The 18124-nt window shown below is 52.0% G+C and carries 18 protein-coding genes; 12 read left to right on the forward strand and 6 right to left on the reverse strand.

All coding sequences use genetic code 11. The features are described 5' to 3' along the window. The first annotated feature begins 125 nt into the window (after positions 1-125). The 10 genes from ACKGJP_RS11025 (at position 126) to ACKGJP_RS11070 (ending at position 11058) form a co-directional block, all read left to right on the forward strand. Positions 126-1664 carry an extracellular solute-binding protein gene (locus tag ACKGJP_RS11025; protein ID WP_409345699.1) on the forward strand — a complete coding sequence of 513 codons (1539 nt, stop codon included), beginning with the start codon at positions 126-128 and terminating at the stop codon, positions 1662-1664. Between the two features lie 371 nt (positions 1665-2035). Next, complete coding sequence (locus ACKGJP_RS11030) at positions 2036-2995, forward strand: ABC transporter permease (RefSeq protein WP_409345700.1); 960 nt, start codon at positions 2036-2038, stop codon at positions 2993-2995. Between the two features lie 12 nt (positions 2996-3007). After that, the gene (locus ACKGJP_RS11035) at positions 3008-3898 is read left to right on the forward strand and encodes a carbohydrate ABC transporter permease (RefSeq protein ID WP_409345701.1); all 891 of its coding nucleotides are present in this window, start codon (positions 3008-3010) and stop codon (positions 3896-3898) included. Positions 3899-3940: 42 nt separating this feature from the next. Next, positions 3941-5038 carry a sialidase family protein gene (locus ACKGJP_RS11040; RefSeq protein WP_409345702.1) on the forward strand — a complete coding sequence of 366 codons (1098 nt, stop codon included), beginning with the start codon at positions 3941-3943 and terminating at the stop codon, positions 5036-5038. A gap of 134 nt (positions 5039-5172) precedes the next feature. Next, positions 5173-5913: a methyltransferase domain-containing protein gene (locus tag ACKGJP_RS11045; RefSeq protein ID WP_409345703.1), complete on the forward strand. Its 741-nt coding sequence runs from the start codon at positions 5173-5175 to the stop codon at positions 5911-5913. An 83-nt stretch (positions 5914-5996) separates the two neighbouring features. Next, entirely contained in the window at positions 5997-6194 is a 198-nt protein-coding gene (locus ACKGJP_RS11050) for a cold shock domain-containing protein (protein ID WP_409345704.1), read from the forward strand. 252 nt (positions 6195-6446) lie between these two features. Continuing rightward, positions 6447-7178 (forward strand): YebC/PmpR family DNA-binding transcriptional regulator, encoded by a 732-nt coding sequence (locus ACKGJP_RS11055; RefSeq protein WP_409345705.1) that lies wholly within the window; start codon positions 6447-6449, stop codon positions 7176-7178. 212 nt (positions 7179-7390) lie between these two features. After that, a complete protein-coding gene (locus ACKGJP_RS11060; protein WP_409345706.1) occupies positions 7391-8809 on the forward strand; it encodes an ABC transporter substrate-binding protein in 1419 nt (472 codons plus the stop codon). Next, the gene (locus ACKGJP_RS11065) at positions 8806-10236 is read left to right on the forward strand and encodes an ABC transporter substrate-binding protein (protein ID WP_409345707.1); all 1431 of its coding nucleotides are present in this window, start codon (positions 8806-8808) and stop codon (positions 10234-10236) included. Before ACKGJP_RS11060 ends, ACKGJP_RS11065 begins: the two co-directional genes overlap by 4 nt. 519 nt (positions 10237-10755) lie before the next feature. Then, positions 10756-11058 (forward strand): hypothetical protein, encoded by a 303-nt coding sequence (locus ACKGJP_RS11070; protein ID WP_409347133.1) that lies wholly within the window; start codon positions 10756-10758, stop codon positions 11056-11058. Positions 11059-11104: 46 nt separating this feature from the next. Here ACKGJP_RS11070 and ACKGJP_RS11075 read toward each other — a convergent pair whose 3' ends face one another. The 6 genes from ACKGJP_RS11075 to ACKGJP_RS11100 all read right to left on the reverse strand — a co-directional run bounded on the left by ACKGJP_RS11075 (position 11105) and on the right by ACKGJP_RS11100 (position 16114). Beyond that, complete coding sequence (locus ACKGJP_RS11075) at positions 11105-11614, reverse strand: phosphoesterase (protein ID WP_409345708.1); 510 nt, start codon at positions 11612-11614, stop codon at positions 11105-11107. 142 nt (positions 11615-11756) lie between these two features. Continuing rightward, positions 11757-11963: a DUF2536 family protein gene (locus tag ACKGJP_RS11080; protein ID WP_409345709.1), complete on the reverse strand. Its 207-nt coding sequence runs from the start codon at positions 11961-11963 to the stop codon at positions 11757-11759. A gap of 11 nt (positions 11964-11974) precedes the next feature. After that, positions 11975-12622: a nitroreductase family protein gene (locus tag ACKGJP_RS11085; RefSeq protein ID WP_409345710.1), complete on the reverse strand. Its 648-nt coding sequence runs from the start codon at positions 12620-12622 to the stop codon at positions 11975-11977. A 43-nt stretch (positions 12623-12665) separates the two neighbouring features. Continuing rightward, the gene (locus ACKGJP_RS11090; protein WP_409345711.1) at positions 12666-13496 is read right to left on the reverse strand and encodes an alpha/beta hydrolase; all 831 of its coding nucleotides are present in this window, start codon (positions 13494-13496) and stop codon (positions 12666-12668) included. 24 nt (positions 13497-13520) lie between these two features. Further along, complete coding sequence (locus ACKGJP_RS11095; RefSeq protein ID WP_409345712.1) at positions 13521-14711, reverse strand: MFS transporter; 1191 nt, start codon at positions 14709-14711, stop codon at positions 13521-13523. Between the two features lie 35 nt (positions 14712-14746). Beyond that, positions 14747-16114, reverse strand: a complete 1368-nt coding sequence (locus ACKGJP_RS11100) for a multi antimicrobial extrusion protein MatE (RefSeq protein ID WP_409345713.1) — start codon at positions 16112-16114, stop codon at positions 14747-14749. Positions 16115-16397: 283 nt separating this feature from the next. Between ACKGJP_RS11100 and ACKGJP_RS11105 the strand changes: the two genes are divergently transcribed. Further along, positions 16398-17669 carry an S-layer homology domain-containing protein gene (locus tag ACKGJP_RS11105; protein WP_409345714.1) on the forward strand — a complete coding sequence of 424 codons (1272 nt, stop codon included), beginning with the start codon at positions 16398-16400 and terminating at the stop codon, positions 17667-17669. A gap of 130 nt (positions 17670-17799) precedes the next feature. Further along, a complete protein-coding gene (locus tag ACKGJP_RS11110; protein WP_409345715.1) occupies positions 17800-18114 on the forward strand; it encodes a hypothetical protein in 315 nt (104 codons plus the stop codon). Positions 18115-18124: the final 10 nt, after the last annotated feature.

Here is an 18124-nt window from a genome sequence, read left to right on the forward strand (position 1 = left end):
TTTGTAGAAATATTGATATATTCCGGAAAGGCGGCTCGTGATAGTTTGGTACCAGGCGGCACCGTGCGCACGGCAACCGAAATGATTCAAACATGACAACCAAAGAAACGAAAAGAGGGGTAGGCATGAAGAAAAAGCTGCTTCGTTCCTGTTTTGTGTCTGCGATGGTCTCGTCGTTGTTGTTGACGGGCTGCGCTTCGCAAAAATCGGGTTCCGGCGATGAAAGCAATAAGGAAAACGTCAAAAAAGAAGTGCCGAAGGTCCACTTTTTCTCCAACAACGGAACGTTACTTAACGAGAAGCCGGAAGGCAGCGATCCGCAAAAGCTTCAGCAAATGACGGACCTCATTCGTGAACGTGCCGGTATCGAGCCTGTAGCTATCGTTCCGCCCAAAGGGGCGGCTGGCGAGAAGCTGAATATTTTGCTGTCTTCGAACGAGAAAATCGATATGTTTAACGGGGCGTGGGATAGCTATGCATCGAAAGGCGTGCTTCGGTCGCTTAACGATCTGCTTGACAAACACGGCTCGAATATCAAAAAGGTGTTTTCGGAGGAAGAATGGAAAAGCGTAACGGATAAGGAGGGGAATATATGGGGAATTCCCAGTTCAAGAGCTTTTGTAGGTTATCCGGTATATGTTCGGGCCGATTGGCTCAAAAAATTAAACCTGCAAATGCCGAAAACGCTGGACGAATTGGAAGCGGTTTTGAAAGCGTTTAAAGATCTCGATCCGGACGGCAACGGCAAAGCGGATTCGATTCCGCTAATGACCGATCTCACGGGTCTCCGTTACGGCATGCTTGGCGGCTTCATCGAGGGGGAGAACGGGTACAGCAGCTGGCTTGACCCGGCCGACAAAAAAATAAAACCGGTTGAATTGCATCCCGGTTACAAAGATTTTTTAACAAAAATGGCGGACTGGTACCAAAAAGGATATATCGATAAAGAAGCGTTAACGAAAGACGATTCGCTCGCGCTGCTGAAAACGAACCGGGTAGGCGCATCGGTCAAATACTTCACCCGTGTGGCGTTAAATCAACCGAAGCTCAAACCGTCTTTTCCGGAAATGGACTTCCAGCTTGCCAAAGGAATAACGGGGCCGAAAGGGAAATTGCAAACGTCTTCAAGCTTGAATTCCGCCGCCATCCTCATAACGAAAAAAGCGGAGCATCCTGAGGCGGCCGTCAAGTTTATCGACTGGGTCTATCAAGATGTCGGCAATTGGCTGACCGCGGTCAGAGGCGTCGAAGGCGAAGACTGGAATTGGACAGACAAATCGAAGCGGATTTTCGAGCTTTCGCAAGAGCGGAAATACGCTGGCGAATTCGCAACGGTTCAAGTTGCGGATATCAAAAACTCGCCGACCAGTCCATCACCTGAAACCGCCATGATGTACGATTATTTTAACGCGGAGATGTATCAATTCGGCAATGCGAAAAGACCGCTGGATTACAACATCATCTACGATACGAACAGCCTGAAAGAAAATGTGCCGAATTTGGGCGACATCGACCGATTGATCAAAGAAGAAACCGTGAAATTCATCATGGGAGCGAGACCGATGTCCGATTACGGCAAATTTATCGAACAGTTGTATAAAGTCGGCATGGATAAACTGATAGACGAGAAGACGGCGCAATATAACAGCCGCCAGAAAAAATGATCCGAACGCCGGGTGGGAGTGAAGGCGCTCTCATCCGGCTTTCTCTTTTATAGAGGTAGTTTAAAAAGCCCCCTTTTGATAACGAAGCAGAACAGTGGGTTATTCGACATCGAATCTTGAATTCATCCGGTACAGCATATGCTTCCGAAGCAGCTTTCCTCTGGAAAGCTTTTAGGTACTCACGTAGGTTTTGCCTACGCTCCGTGTCCTCGTTCGGGGCTCCCCGCAAAGTAATCGGAATACGCTACGAAGATTAGCTTCACTTTGTGGGGAACTTACTCGGATTCATCCAACCTTCTCGGTTCTGAAAAGTGGCCTTTTTAAACACGCACTTAAAGTATTAAAAAGCATTTTCTCAAGAGGTGAACGGTATGCAGATGAATTACGCTTTGACCGCCGCAAAAGGGCTGAAACGCAAACGTTCGATATGGACGCGAATGAGGCTTCATAAGTTTTATTATTGGCTTATTCTCCCAGGGCTGCTCTATTTCCTCCTATTCGATTATATTCCGATGTTCGGGATCATCATCGCGTTTAAGGAAATCTCGCCGTTTGAAGGCGTTGCCGGAATATTGTCGGGGGAATGGGTAGGGTTCAAGCACTTTATTCGTTTCTTCAACTCCTATTACTTTTGGAATGTGCTCGGGAACACCGTCATGATCAGCTTTTATAAGCTACTGTTCGGATTTCCGGCTCCGATAATTCTGGCTTTGATGATTAACGAGGTAAAAAACAAGTGGTTTAAAAAAACGGTTCAAACGATTTCCTATTTGCCCCATTTTATTTCCATGATCGTATTGACCGGGTTAATCATGCATCTGCTTTCAACGAATGGCGGTCTCATGAACGAAATCGTAAAGCGGTTCGGAGGGGAACCTGTCCATTTTCTCGGCAGTACCGATTATTTTCGCAGCATTTTGGTCATCTCGGGCATTTGGCATGGAATAGGCTGGGGAAGCATTCTTTATTTGGCCGCCATAGCGGGTATCGATCCGCAGCAATATGAAGCGGCGATTATCGACGGCGCGAGCAAGTGGAGGCAAATATGGCATATTACGCTGCCAGGCATCGTTCCGGTCATCGTCATTCTGCTCATTTTCAATATCGGAGGGCTGCTGAACGCCGGATTCGAGAAAATATTGCTGCTCTACTCTCCTTCCGTGTACGAGGTTGCCGACATTATCGATACTTACGTGTACCGCGAAGGACTTATCGCCATGCAGTATTCGTATGCCGCTGCAGTCGGCATTTTCAAAAACGTAATCGCTATGGTCTTGATTGTCGGCGCCAATCTAATCGCCCGTAAACTCAATCAGACAGGCATCTGGTAGGAGGCGGAAAAATTGAATACGATTGCCGTAACGAAATCCGAAAAAATATTTCATGCATGCAATTATATGTTGCTGATCGGCCTTAGTTTGCTGTTCCTCATTCCTTTTCTGTCGGTCTTGGCGACCTCTTTTGTAAGCGAAGCGGAAGCGGCGAAGAGGGGGGCGTTTATCCTTTTACCGCAGACCTTTGATTTGACGGCCTACAAAATGATTTTTAATAAATCATCACTGCTGCTGAATGCCTACAAGATTACGATATTTCGCGTTACCGTCGGAACGCTGTTGAATTTGCTGTTTACGTCTATGCTTGCCTACGGTTTGTCCAAAAGAAGCTTGCCTGGGCGAAATCTGATCGTAACGATCGTCTTCTTGACGATGATTTTCAGCGGCGGTTTGATTCCGACCTTTCTGCTGATCGACAATCTCGGTTTGCGTAATTCCATCTGGGTGATGGTTATCCCGAGCTTGATCAGCGCGTGGAATATGTTTATCATGCGAACGTTCTTCATGAACATCCCGCAGGAGATTGAAGAATCGGCAATCGTCGATGGGGCGAATCCGCCCACGATATTGCTAAAAATCATTTTTCCGCTTGCGCTCCCTTCCTTTGCGACAATCGGCCTGTTTTACGCCGTCGGGCATTGGAACGCGTGGTTCGACGCGGCCATCTATATGGACGATGTGAGAAAAATGCCTTTGCAGATGGTGATGCGGAACATCTTGTTAAGCGGCGTCATGACGGATCAGGAAAGCTCGCCCGGTCAGCTTTACGAATCTTTGCCGCCTCCGCAAACGATCAAATCTGCGGTCATCATCGTTTGTACGTTACCGATTTTGCTGATTTACCCGTTTATCCAAAAATATTTTGTCAAGGGCGCCATGATCGGTTCGGTCAAAGGCTAAAAAAGCCGGATTTCGAATAACTACCCCAGGGAGGAAAAGGATATGCCGCTATTGCAACCGATAAAACATGAAATTATCCATAAGGACGGGAATTACAATTGTTTTCCAAGCATTGTCCAAATGCAGGACGGCCGACTGGCGATTACGTTTCGTCAAGCCCCTGACCGTCAGCGGACATACGGGCAAATCACCCATCTCGACCCAGCGTCCAAAGCGGTTTATCTTGTAACCAAGGATGGGGAAACCTGGAATCGTGAACCCCTCGTTCTTTATGACGATTATTTTTGCGGCGTACAGGACCCATGTCTAAACGTACTGCAAGACGGAACGTTGTTCGCTACTTTTTTTATGTGGAAGGTGTACGACGCTGACGACGTCCAAGATAGAAGCGGGAGCGGGCTATGGAGTTCGGTATACGGCAAATGGTTGGGCCGAATCGAAGGCGTTTATACGGTGCAATCGACGGACGGGGGACAAACGTGGAGTTCTCCGGTCTGCATAAACATCGCGGATACCGCCATCCGCGGCAATTGCACGGAATTGGAAGACGGCACCATTCTGGCTCCGCTCTATCGCATTACTGAGGGAGGAGCTTCCGAAGTGCTCATCGCCGAAACGAAGGATCGCGGTGAAACATGGTCGATACTGGCCGCCATTGCAGATTGCGACGGTCATCATTTTTACGAACCGAATCTATACAGGACCGCAAGCGGGAAGCTGGTAGCTTTCATCCGCAGCATGAAAATATCCAAAGAGGATGGCGCCGAACATAAGAGTTCCCCATTATTTACATCGGAGTCTTCGGATAACGGAAAAACATGGAGCCTGCCGGTGAAGCACGCTATCGATTCCCCCAGCCCGTTTCATCTGCTTCGGCTGGAAGACGGCAATGTGCTGCTTACTTATGGCTATAGGCATATGCCTTATGGTATTCGGGCCATCGTGTTGGATGCGGAATGCGGCAACATCGACGAAGCGGAGGAAATTATCGTCCGTGAAGATGCGCCAGGAAGGGATATCGGCTATACAAGCGCCGTTCAACTCGAAAGCGGTAACGTGTTCATCACGTACTATTACTATGATGCGCAAGACGGCTTGCGGTATATTGCCGGCTCCTTGTGCGAGGTTAACGGTTCTTAATAGGGTAAAGGAACATAAGATTCACTTGTGCTGCCGGCCATCATCATGATAAAATATCCCACAACCTGCAGACGTTTGCAGGGCGAGCCGAGACGAGAAAGCCGAGATTGGACGAGACGAGGAGAGATGAGGAAATGAACGAACGCGAAGAAATGCCGAACGTTAACGGGCGGCAGCAGGATAGCTTTTATGAACAAGTCGGTGTAGCGATGACATGCCGTTCCTTCGGCGAGTATATCGAGATGTTTGATTTGGACGAGGAAGCCTTGAAGAAGGGTTACGTGCTGGACGTTGGCGCCGGCGCTTCATCGTTTGTCGCTTCGGCGAACAAGCGGGGGATTCGGGCCGCTGCGGCGGATCCGCTGTACAGCTTGTCCAGGGAGCGGATCGAGGAGCACGGCCGAACGGAGATCGAAGTGTCCACAGCGAAGCTGGCGGGACTGGCCGATAAATTCGACTGGACGTATTACGGTGATATCGACAAGCACCGGGCTAACCGTGAGGCGTCGCTTGAGCTGTTTTTGGCCGATTATGATGCCGGACTGGCGGAGGGACGCTATGCGGCGGGGAAGCTTCCCCATTTGCCGTTTCCGGATAACCATTTTACAACGGTGCTGTGCAGTCACTTCTTGTTCTTGTATGCGGAGCAGTTCGGTTACGAGTTCCATTTGCAGGCCGTTCGCGAGCTGGCTCGCGTCTGCAAGCCGGGCGGAGAGGTTCGGATTTACCCGCTGCTCGATTTGAAATGGAGGCCGTTCGCACAGCTTCCGGAGCTGCTTGACGACCTTTGCAGGGACGGTTTTACCATCCATTTTTACGAGTCAAAACTCCCATTTATTCCTAAATCCAAGAAGTTTCTGGGTGTGCGAAAATAATTTTGTAACTTGATTTCAATTTCTGAATAGTGATATAATGTAACCATTCGCCACTAAGGCGATATTTTTAGGAGGTTGTTTACTTGAAAGGTACAGTTAAGTGGTTTAACGCAGAAAAAGGTTACGGCTTTATTTCGGTTGATGGTGGAGACGACGTATTCGTACACTTCTCGGCGATTCAAGGCGACGGATTCAAAACCCTTGAAGAAGGTCAACAAGTTGAGTTTGACATTACTCAAGGAAACCGTGGACCTCAAGCGGCAAACGTCATTAAATTATAAGATTACGCAACACTTATAAATAGTGCACATACCGCAAAGCAGCTATCCCGTCAGGGGGAGCTGCTTTTTTTGGTTGTTCTCCCGGCGTTCCAATTCAAGTCCCGAGCAGAAGGGATTCAATCTATAGCTGTAGCTTTGACCAATAATGGAATAAAAATACTTATTGAATAGGATCGATCGGACGGGCTTTGACCGATTCCGCCGTAAAGTGGTAAACTAGAACATGCAATCTTAACAAGGGAGCGTTCTCGAATGCCGAAGTTTAAACTATTCAAAGACCGTAAAGGGAAAGCCGACCAGGCGAAAAATAACCAGTTCGTCAAGCTGTCCCGGGAAATTTACGTAGCCGTTCGCAAAGGCGGGGCAAACCCGGATGCGAACTTTGCGCTCAAGACGGCGATCGCAAGCGCCAGAGCCATTCAGATGCCGAACGACAATATCGATCGCGCGATCAAGAAGGCGACCGGCGACGGAAACAGCGTCGAGTATGAAGAAATCCTGTACGAAGGCTACGGGCCGGGCGGCGTCGCGATCATGGTCAAATGCTTGACCGACAACCGGAACCGGACGGCGGCCGACGTTCGGGCGGTATTCAATAAGCGCGGCGGCAATATGGGGGAATCCGGCTGCGTCTCTTACATGTTTGACGAGAAGGGCGTCCTTACGATCGACAGAGAAGAGAATGAGCTTGACGAGGACGAGCTGATGATGCAGGCATTGGAAGCCGGAGCAGACGATCTCGTAACAAGCGAGGAAAGCTACGAAATTCTTACGCACCCGCACGAGCTGGAACCGGTCAAAACGGCGCTGGAGCAGGCCGGCCTGCATTTCGCAAGTGCCCAAGTACGCTGGCTGCCGCAGAATACGGTCAAAGCGGAAGGCGAGAACGCGGACAAGCTGATGAAGATGATGGACGCGTTCGACGATAACGACGATGTGCAAGACGTTTTCGCCAACTTCGAAATCGACGACGAGAACATGTAAGTTCCGGTTCGGGCGGAACGATACCGAAACAGGCCGGGCAGACGATGCTGCCCGGTTTTTTTTGCGTTGGTTTCGATGCTGGACTTTAAAACGTCCCAAATCAATGGCCCAAAAAAATAATTCCCAAATAAGGAAACTTTTCTCTCTCTTTGCTCGTCTATTGTTTGGGAAAAAAATAGGACCAATTGTACGCGGGGGAGTGGGAAACGCAGATGAGAAAAAGATGGACGCCGCTGGTATGCGCATCGCTGCTTACGGTAAGTCTAAGCGGCTGCCTGGGTATCGGAGGAGACCGGGGCGAGGAAGGTCAGGCCGTTAAGGCGGCTAAGCCGAAGTCATCGGTGGAAGGAAAGATCAAGATTTATGCGGAGTTCAAGGAGTCGTTCATGCAAGACTTCGGCAATATTTTGATCGCGAAATACCCGGACATGGATTTGGAAATCGTCGGGCCGGCCATGAGCCCGGGAATGGATCAGGAAACGCTCCGTAAGGAGACAAACAAGATCATCGAAGAGGAGAAGCCCGATTTGTTTTTTGGCTTCATGGCTTTTACGCAATGGTTGGAAGACAAGCGGCTGCTCGAGTTGGAGCCGTTGATCAGACAGGACAAGTTCGATCTGGAGCGCATGCATCCCGCGGTCGTCGAAACGGTCAGACAGATGGGAGGAGGCAAGCTGTACGGCTTGGCGCATTCGTTCAGCAGCACGGCGCTCATGTACAACAAAGATTTATTCGATCAATATCAAATTCCGTATCCGAAGGACGGCATGACGTGGGACGACGTTATCGCGCTGGCCAAAAGGTTTCCGGCGACCGGGGAAGGGGATAGCCGGATTTACGGCTTCTTTAACTTGGCACCGACGCCATACGACCTGATCAGCCGTATGGGAGGATTGGCGGGACTTCACATTACCGATTCGGAAGGAAGCAAGGTTGCCGTTCAAACGAATGAATGGAAACGGATCTGGAATACGGTAATCGATGCGTACCGGGCCGGTTCGATCTACCTGGCACCGGAAAATGACATGCCCGCGCCGGGATCGACGATGAAGGACAGCCAAAAAAGGGACAAGTTCATGATCGGTCAGGCCGCTATGGCGCTGGTGCAGCCGTTTACGCTCGATCAGTTTGCCTCCTACAAGAACAGCGGCTTCAAAACGTTCAACTGGGAGATGGTGACGGAACCGGTCGACGCCAAACGTCCGGGCGAGTCGAATTCGTTCAGTCCCCGGGATATTTTTGCCATCGGCGCCAAATCCTCCAACAAACAAGCGGCATGGGAAATCATCCAATATATCAATAGCGACACGTTTACGAAAGTATTTGCGAAAACCTCATCCTTCCGTTTGTTGGGCAATAGGAGCGCCAGCCGGGAGAAGGACGGCCGCAGCCTGGATGTGTTCACCAAGCTGAAGCCAAGCAGCGCATTGGCGCAAACCGCACCGCGTGCCGACATTCCGGCCTCATTCACCGGCAGTTATTCGACGCTGGCGCGGGATATGTCCAAAGCTGCGCTGAAGGGCACGCTTACCGTCGACGAGGCGTTGAGCGAACTGGAAAGCAAAGGGCAGCAGATGCTTAACCAGGCGAAGCTGAGTGCCGCGAGCGGAGCGGGAGGTGGCAGCAAATGAAACGTTGGATGAATGTGTCGATTGTCATTATGACGACGATACCCCTTCTTGCCAGTTGCTTGGGCGGCGCGGATGGCGAGGGAAGCAAGCCGAGCGTCAAGCAGTTGGTCAAGCCTTTGGAGGCGGATGAAAAAGCGAGCCTCAAAATGTACGGCTGGGCGGACGAACGAAATTTTATTTACAATTACGGAAGCTCCTACCTGGTGGAATACCCGAATATCGAGCTTTCATTTACGATAAAGCCGAACGGCCAAGTCGAGCCCGGAACGGATCCGTATGAGCGGCAGTTCAAAGACATCGAGGAGCAGAAGCCGGATATTTTCGTGCTTGCTCAGAGCGAGCTGCCGCGGTATGCGGAAAAAGGGCTGCTGTACGATCTCGATCCGCTGATCAAGCAGGATAAATTCGATATCGAAAACATCCACGCCGGTGCAGTTGAAGCGATACGCGAAAAAAGCGGCGGCAAGCTGTACGGGTTATCGCCGACGTTCTACAGTTCGGCGCTTTTCTACAACAAGGAGCTGTTCGACAAGTTCAAAGTGCCATATCCGAAAGATCAAATGACGTGGGACGAGCTGTTCCAGCTTGCGAAGAAATTTCCGACGACCGGCGGGAAGGACGAGCGCGTATACGGTTTTTCGGCCGGAAATACGTTCTCTTTCGTTCAACAGCTGGCAAACATTCATGGCGTTTCGATGATCGACCCCGACGGCAAAAAGCTGACGGCGAACAGCGATGCCTACAAACGGCTATGGAATATGACGATTGACGCGTCTAAAGCCGGGTATGTGTTTACATCGACGACGCAGGAGCGCATGGTCGAACTATCGACGCCTACTTACCGGAGCTATGTTGGCCCTTTCGCTTCGGGACAAGCGGCGATGTCGATCGAGGGCAACGCAACGATCCGCACGATGGACATGCTGAAGGGCAGCAATTTGAAGCCGTTCGAGTGGGGCATGACGACCGTGCCGGTCGATCCGCAGACGCCGAACGAATCGCCGTATTACGGAGTCGGGAGCATTTTTGCGATCAATGCCAAATCCCCCAACGCCAGAGCGGCCTGGCAACTGCTGAAGTACTGGAACAGCGAGCAGTATGCGGCTTATTATCAGAAGACGAAATCTCAGAGCCTGGGTTCTTCTATGCTTCTTTCCCGAATTTCCTACAATAAGGCGCCGGCAGGGAAGAGTCTGGAGCCGTTCTACACACTGAAGCCTAGCAAGCGGGATTACTATTCGGGGCTGCTCAAAGCGCCGGTATCGTTTGCGAATGCGTTCAGCCCGATTCAAACGGAAGAAACCAAAGCGATTACGGAGGGCTCCAAGACGGTGGAGGAAGCGCTTCGATCGCTTCAGGAACGCGGACAGAAGGAGCTGGACCGCGCATGGGCGGAGGAGGAAGCGAAGAAGACGCAAGCGAAATGATGGAGCGAGAGAGGACCCGCACCGGTTGCCGGTTGCGGGTTCTTTTTTGTTTTACGGGGTTTTTCCCTATCCCGGTATCGGATCACAAAGCGGATGAAGCCGCTGATTTGATGTTGTGGAGAGGGGAATGAAACCGGAACTCTATAAAGTTGTTCTTGGATTTGAATACCGGCTGGAAGATCGGTAGGGAAAAAGGAGTAACGGAAAGCAGCAAAGGAGAGCAGAGGGAAGGGGTATGGGGTGGAGAAGCGAAAGCGTTCGCCTTTGAAATCGTCTTATTACCGCATAACAAGTTCAATGAAACACGATTTCAAGAGTGATCGGAATCCCATACCCTTTCCTCCCCCACGCGCAAACGGCCGTTTTTCCTTATCAAAATCTCCGAAAGTATTCTCCGCGGATCGTTCGATTTCCCGGTAAACGTCTGGCGCCAAGGGCCCGAATTGCGTTTATCCTGAATGAAGGCAGGAGATGGTATAATGGGAGGACTGACGATTGCGACAGGAAGGAGGGATGAGCGTGGCGTTCGGGATAACCCGAGATGAGCTTGCGGTCTGGAAAGCGGCTGTTTCCAGGGGCGAGATTGCATATTTAACGCATTATTGGATCGATCCCCGCTTTCCGGGCATTAAGACGGTTACCAAGGTAGGCTGCGCCGATCTCGGCGTGCTTGCGGATTGGTGCAGGGCCCACGGCTTGAATCCGCAATATATTCATAACCGGCCGCCGTTTCCTCATTTTGACCTGATCGGACCGAAGCAAAAACAGATTTTACTCCAGGAAGGCTTAACGGAGCATGTGGAGCGGTTTCGCATGCCGTGAACGTGAAGTAATCAAATCGGTCAAGCTACCGCCCCAAAAACGGCCGTTACTGCTCTTCGCCGGGCACGACCATTTCTTTGATTCGTTCGAACGATACCGGCTTGTAGTCCCAGTGCTCGACGCTGACATTGATGTAGTGGCTGCCTTCGTATTTCTGGCCGTGGATGTGGCCGTGGACGTTGACGTAGGGCATGTGCTTGTTCATATACATCGGTTCGTGCGAAAGAAAGAAGAAACCGCCGTATACGATCGGGTGCTCGCTGACCTCGTCGAAGCCCGCCTCCAGCCACCAGCTTCTCGGACGGCCGCGGTCGTGGTTCCCCATAATCAGCGTCTTGTATCCGTTCAGCCGGCTGACGATCGCGCTTGTCTTCTCTTTGTTCAGAAAAGAGAAATCCCCGAGATGAAATACTTTATCTTCCTTCCCTACGGCAGCGTTCCAGTTCTCGATCATGGCCTCGGTCATTTCCTCAACATTGCCGAAAGGCCTCGATTCGAAGTCGATAATATTTTTGTGGCCGAAATGATGGTCGGAAATTAGATAGACGGCAGACATGGCTATCGCTCCTCTCTGTTGCTAGTATACCTTAAGATGCGCTCTCCTTGTGAACCGAAGTTTAGAGTGAAAGAAATAAACCCCCGATCCGCTACTTGCAGCGTATTCGGAGGTTTATTCGTTCATTATGGGCAATTGAAGCTTATTTCGCTTTAAAATGTACCGATGCGGTATAAAGCATTTTGTTGTGAACGGGATTGAACGTTACGTTGTGCTGGATCGCATGGACATCGAGCATAAGCGCTTTGTTGATGTCGATCCGCTCCTCGATCCTTCTCTCCAGCGTCGTCAGATCGTAAGCCTCGAACAGCTCGATCTTCGTCTCCAGTTTATCGAGAATGAAGTCCATCCGGCACCCGCCTATTCTACGATTGTCAAAATTTCGTCAACCGGCTTGCGCGCCAGCTGTCCCGGCGTCTCCGAAGGGTGGCCGAGGGCGATGACCATATTGATCTGGCATTCCGCGGGAATGTTCAAGTACGAACGCAGCTTCTCCTGCGCGAGCAGGACGGGACCGGTCATCGGGCAGGTGGCGAGACCGCGCGCGTGAGCGGCAAGCATCAGGTTCTGCGAGGCGAGGCAGCTGCTCTTGATGCCTTCCTCATCCCATACGTTGTCCGGAACGAGCGCGATCGGATCGAATATTTTTTCGCGGAATTTGGAGTTGTAAGGCGTTGCCAGACAGACGATCAGCACCGGCGCATCGGCGAATGCCGTCGCATAAGGACCGAACGACCGGACAAGCAGGCGCGCTTCGCGCTCCAGTCCTCTTTGCGTGGCCGATTCTGCACGGGCATGCAGCTCCGCCCATGTCATCTGCTCGATTTCCTTTATTTTCTCGCGGTTCGTGACGGCGATGAACTGCCAGGTCTGGGAATTCGTATCGCTGGGCGCAAAACGCGCGCAGTCGATCAGCTCGCGGATGTCTTCCACGGATACGGATTCTTCGGTAAATTTACGGATGCTGCGGCGTCCGAGGACGATGGATTTGAAAGCGTCGTAGTTCATGTACATGTTCTCCTTTTGATTCGGGTTCGAAATATTCGGTTGGTTATTCCTTCGCATGCGGGTTCCCGGCCCGGGTCAGAAACGCGTTCAAAAATCGCAGCGCACCCTTCAAATGGACCGAGAAATAATGCCAATTGTGTTCGCCCGGATACGTCTCGTATTGATGCGGATAACCGGCTTTGTCCAGTTCCGCCTTGAACCATACATTAGCGGCGTACAAGTAATCCTCCGTGCCGCAGTCGATATACAAAGCCGGGAAATTCGTATTTCCCATCGCTTTTTTGGCAAGCGCAGCAACATTGTGCGCCTGGCTGTAAGGGCCGCCGAGCGGACCGACCAGTCTTGCGCTGTTTGCCGGATGCCAGGTAGGCGTCATGGACAGCTCGTCATGATCCGGCATGAGGGCGAGCGGACCCGAAATACTGGCCGCCGCTCCGAACAGCTCAGGATTGCGCAGGGAGAGAAGGAACGCGCCGTAGCCGCCCATGGACAGTCCGGCGATTCCCCGGTATTCGCGGCAGGCGACCGTCCGGAATTTGCGGTCGATGGCCGGTACGAGATCGTGAATGAAATATTGCTCGAAATTGCCGCTGCCGTCGTACCAGTCCAAATAAAACGTGCCGCGGTCGAAGCCGCCGTCGCTCGGCATGACGACTATCGATTCGGCTAACTCGCCGTTTTTGACGAGAGAAGCGATCGTTTCGGAAGCGTTCCCCTTCATATGCCAATCCAGCTCGCTGCCGCCGAGGCCGTGCAGCAAATAGACGGAGGGATACCGTTTGTCCGACGTTTCGTAATCCGGCGGTAAATAGACGACGCAGTTGATGCGCCGGTTCAAGGCGCCCGAGTGAAGAGTAACAAATTGCGGTTTCATGTTCAAGCTCCTTTCGGTGACGTCTTATTCACGGGACTTTAGCGAAACGGCCATAAAACCGATACAAGCGAGCAATGCGCTGAAAGCCGCGAACCGAAAAAGCGTTTGTCCTCCCCACAGCTCGAACAGCGTGCCGCCGAATGCGCCAGTGAGCAAACCGGAAAGGCCGCCCCATGTGACGTTAAACAGCGCTTGTCCGGTTGCGCGGTATTCGTCGGGGATAAGCGTGACCATATAGCGCAGCGCCGTTACGAAGAAAATGCCGAACGTCACGCTATGAAGCAGCTGGGTAGCCAGGACGAGCACCGGGTCGTCAAGCAGGCTGACGAGAAAGAAGCGAAGCGCATAGGCTGCAGCCGCTATAGCCATTAAGGGCAGCTCGCGAAACTTATGTCCGTACCGGCTGAGCAAATAAAACATCGGAATTTCGCTGAGCGCGGATACCATCCAAGCGGCGCCGATCAGCACGGGATCGGCGCCCAGCTCGTGAAGATGAAGGGACAGAAAAAAATCGTTCGTCCTCGCCGCGAAGGAGAGCAGCAACACGAACATCAGGAAGAGCACGAACGGACGCGTCATAATGATGCCGAACGCGTTTTTGAAGCTCACCCTCGCTTGCGAGCCTTTGCGCATATCCCGGAGCGACAGGCAGAGCAGCAGCGAGATAGTCAGGGTGCCGAGCACGAGCGGCCCGATCGATCCGTTTCCTTGCGTTTCGATGATTTTGCCGAACAGTACAGCGGCGGCGGCGAAGCCGAGCGATCCCCAAACCCGGAATGAAGCGTAGCTTTTGCCGGTTTCTTTAACCGTGAGCAGCAACTGGCTGTCGTTCAGGCCGCTGAGCGGGGATTGGAAAAAGTAAAATCCGATCATGATCGCCAGAACGAACGGATAAGAAGTCGTTTGAAAGAGCATGACCGCCATGAGCAGCTGTCCGATCAGCACGGCCGCGATCGTTTTCTTAATCGTTTGCAGCTTATCGCTCAAGAAGCCCCATGTCAAATTGGCGACGATGCCGATCATCGGGCCGAACGAGTAAATGAGGCCGATCTCCACTTTGGTGTAGCCGAGCGAAACGAAATACGCAGGCAAGAAAGAGACGATGATCGCCATCGTGGTGTAGAACGAGAACGTAAACAATTTGATTCGCGTTTGTTGGTTGAAGCCGAATGAGCGCGTTTGATCGTCTGCGGATCTCTCTCTGGGAAGCGGCATGAACGGTCATTCCTTCGTATATTCGAGTGTGCGTCCTATGCGCCGGCTGAGCGTCGTTTGAACGGGCCGATACGCGGAGCGTCGTCCGATGTATGTCTTAACAACATGACGACGACAGCCAGTTCGCCGGCAAAGCCAAGCGACTGCGCGAGCGCGCCGATCATTGCGTTCCAGCCGGGAGCCGACGTAATGCACACCAGCAGCGTCGTAACCGTAACGGTGACGTTGGCCGCCTGCGACCAGACCATCACCTTCGTTTGTCCCTTTAGCATAAGAATGCCGTTGCAGTAATCGAGCCATGGAAACAGCAAGGTCATGATCATGAAGATGCGCAGCGTCTGCAGGCTAGCATGAAGCAGCTGCTCGTTGGCGCCCATTACATGCTTGAGGAACAGCGGCCCGAGAGACGTATAGGATAGCAGACCTATCAGTAGGGTCGGAATGAATGCCAGAAGCAGGGTGAAGCGAAACACCCGGGTCTCGTCAATCCGGTAAAAGTTTAACACAATTTGATGGATATAGGAAAAAAAACTTTGCACTAGCTGCGTTACGCTGCCCGCGATCGCGAACGAAGCGATGGCAAGCTCCATTTGATCGGTTTTTCCGAGAATGGCGGTTATCGACGGACCGATAATGACGGCGATGAACGAAGAATAAAGAAGCGGACGGTAGAAAGCGAATACGTCCCGCTGCCGTTTGACCGGATGCTCCTCCAGCTCCTCGGGAATTTTTTTGCGAAGCAGCGACCTGCCCTCCAGCACGCTAACCAAGCATTCGATGATCATGCCCGCAAGAAAAATAACGGCGCCGACGCGTCCGCTCGTTACCTGATCGGTCATTAAATAGTATTGCGCGATGGCGTACATCACAATCAGGCGGATGACCATTCCGATCGTCAGCCAGGTCGTGCGCCGATTGTAAATGATCAGACCGTGGTACAAGCAGCGCATGCCGGAAAAAAAGCTGACGTACATCAGCACGCGGTATACATCGATGACTGCGCTTAGCCGCTCGTCCTGAACGCCGAAAAAATGCGAAAACACCCATCGTCCTACCGGCGTATAGGAGACGAGGATGCCGTATGCGAAAATGCTTAGAAACACGTACCACGACACCGCCGACATGGCGCGGAACGAGCGGCGGTCGCGAACGAGCGCCGAACACGTTTGCCGCAGCAGAACGGCAGGCCGTTCCGCAAGGCCGATCAGGCTCATCGCAACGGCATAGCTGCTGATGATCAGCTCCGGCTGCGCGGATCTGGCGAGAGTACTGTTGATAATGACATGCGAAATCGTTACGAGGCTGGCCGATAAGCCGAGCGGAATGAAAAAGGCGAACAGTTTCGCGAAAGAAACGGAAGGTTCGTCTAAGCGCGCTTGGGTGTTGCTGCTGTCTGTTGTCATGCTTCAGGACTCCTTATCCGTACACTGCTGCAAATTTGCTTTCGGGACCGATGTCATCCGAAAACGAATGCAATTTCCGGCTACCCGCGCAAAGCGTTCGGTAGAAAAAAACGAATTTTCGTTTTGCGGGATTCGGTTCACTTCTAACTTGTGGAGTTTAGTATACCATGCGGCAACAGTCTTGGGGGAGCAAAAAAATGGGGCTGCAGGCGGGTTCCGGCCGCTACGGGTTTGCGTTTATGCTTGTATGTGATCCAATGAACGAACGGCGAGGGGTAGGACAGTGAGACAATTGAACGTAGGTAAATTTTTAAAGGCAGGCAGGGGGCTTGCTTTGGCGGTTACGGCGGCAGTCGTGCTGCTGGCAGGAAATGCAGGCGCGCGGGCGGAGCAAGGAGGCGCCAAAATCTTTAGCGATATCAAGGGCCACTGGGCGGAGCAAACGATTTACCGGTTGTCCGACGAAGGCATTCTTGACGGCTTCCCGGACGGGACATTCCGGCCGGATGAACCGGTTGCGGCAGATCAGTTTGTCAAAATCTTGCTGCTGTCGTTCACTCAGCAGTTTCCGAACGGAGAACGCCGCTGGACGAACGAATTCGTCCAATCGCTCAGTCCGGCGAACCGCAACGTGCTGGAGCAGGACTTTCGCGATTTCAGCTTTAAGCCTAGCACGGTCGGGTATTGGGCCAAACCGTATATCGATTTGGCCGGCGGCCTTAATCTGATCGGCAAAAACCAGTTCCCGGACTTTAAGGCGAAGCTGAAACGGGAAGACGTCGCCGAGATCGTTTATTACACGGTCAAAGAAACGGAGTATTTGGAGGATGAAACGTTCAGCCTGAATGCGGCGAGCGTGATCGGCGACCTGCAAAGCGCGACGGCGAGACAGCAGAAATTTATTGCGGAGACGTTCGCCAAAGGAATCATGGAAGGATACCCGAACGGCTATTTCGGCGTCTCCCGAGTCGTGACGCGGGCGGAATCGCTGGCCATCCTGGAGCGCATCGTGGATAAGAGCAAGCGAATATCGGCGAAGAACGGCGTTTCCGGGCAGTACGACAGGATCGTGCCGACCAAGGACGGCAGCTACAAGAAGCTGATGTTCCCGAGCGAAACGATGTACCGGGCTTACGACGTCATGCAGCAGGCCGGCAAGCTTCGCGGGACGAACTTCGATCTGGAGGAGACGACGCTTCGGTTGTTCAAGGATGCGGAAACGAAAGCGAAATTTCTGAAACGGACGGCAGGAGACGGTCCTTACGAAGAAGCGGCCATTTGGCTCGAGCCGGCTTACCGTACATACGGCATAACGGTTCGTTTGCAGGAGGGCATGCTCGCCCGTAACGAGGAAGCTCTCCGTACGTTCGTCAATTTCTTGTTCGCCAGCGATGCCGCAACTTTTCAAAAGCATTTCGCAAACGTATACGGAACGCTGCAAAATGGCAAGGCTGTAGAAAACGGAACGGTGCAAATCGGCAAGTTTTCAGTGGAAACGGACGTTGCGCCGGACGGTCAATCGGTCGTCTTTTCCATAGTGGAGAAGGAAAAATAACACTTTCGTTATAGACATAATTGAGACAAAAAGACGCGTTCCTACTGGCGGGACGGGTTGCGGTTGTGGTACATTTAAAAGATGATATAGATACCGTAATGGTAGAGGACTTCGAAGGGGAGCGCTTAAGATGAGGGCGGAGTTTGTATTCGACGAAAGACTGGGCATTCCGGTTCCGGAGCTGGCGATGGAATGGGAGCAGTATTCGGAGGAGGCTCGCGGCGAAATACTCATGGAATGGGAGCTCATTCGCGGACGTATTCCAGATCGAATCAAAGAAATCGAGCAGGTCATTATTCGTAAACAGGAGCATTTGAACGTCGAAGAAAATTTCGTCACGTCCTGCGCGTTAAATTGGGAAATTGCCGAGATGGCTAGTACGATAAACGATCTTCATCTGTGGTATCGGGCTAACCAAGAGATGACTTCCCGCATGCATATGTAATCCTGCGGCG

It is taken from the genome of Paenibacillus litoralis (assembly GCF_046244365.1).
Classification (GTDB): Bacteria; Bacillota; Bacilli; order Paenibacillales; family NBRC-103111; genus Paenibacillus_V.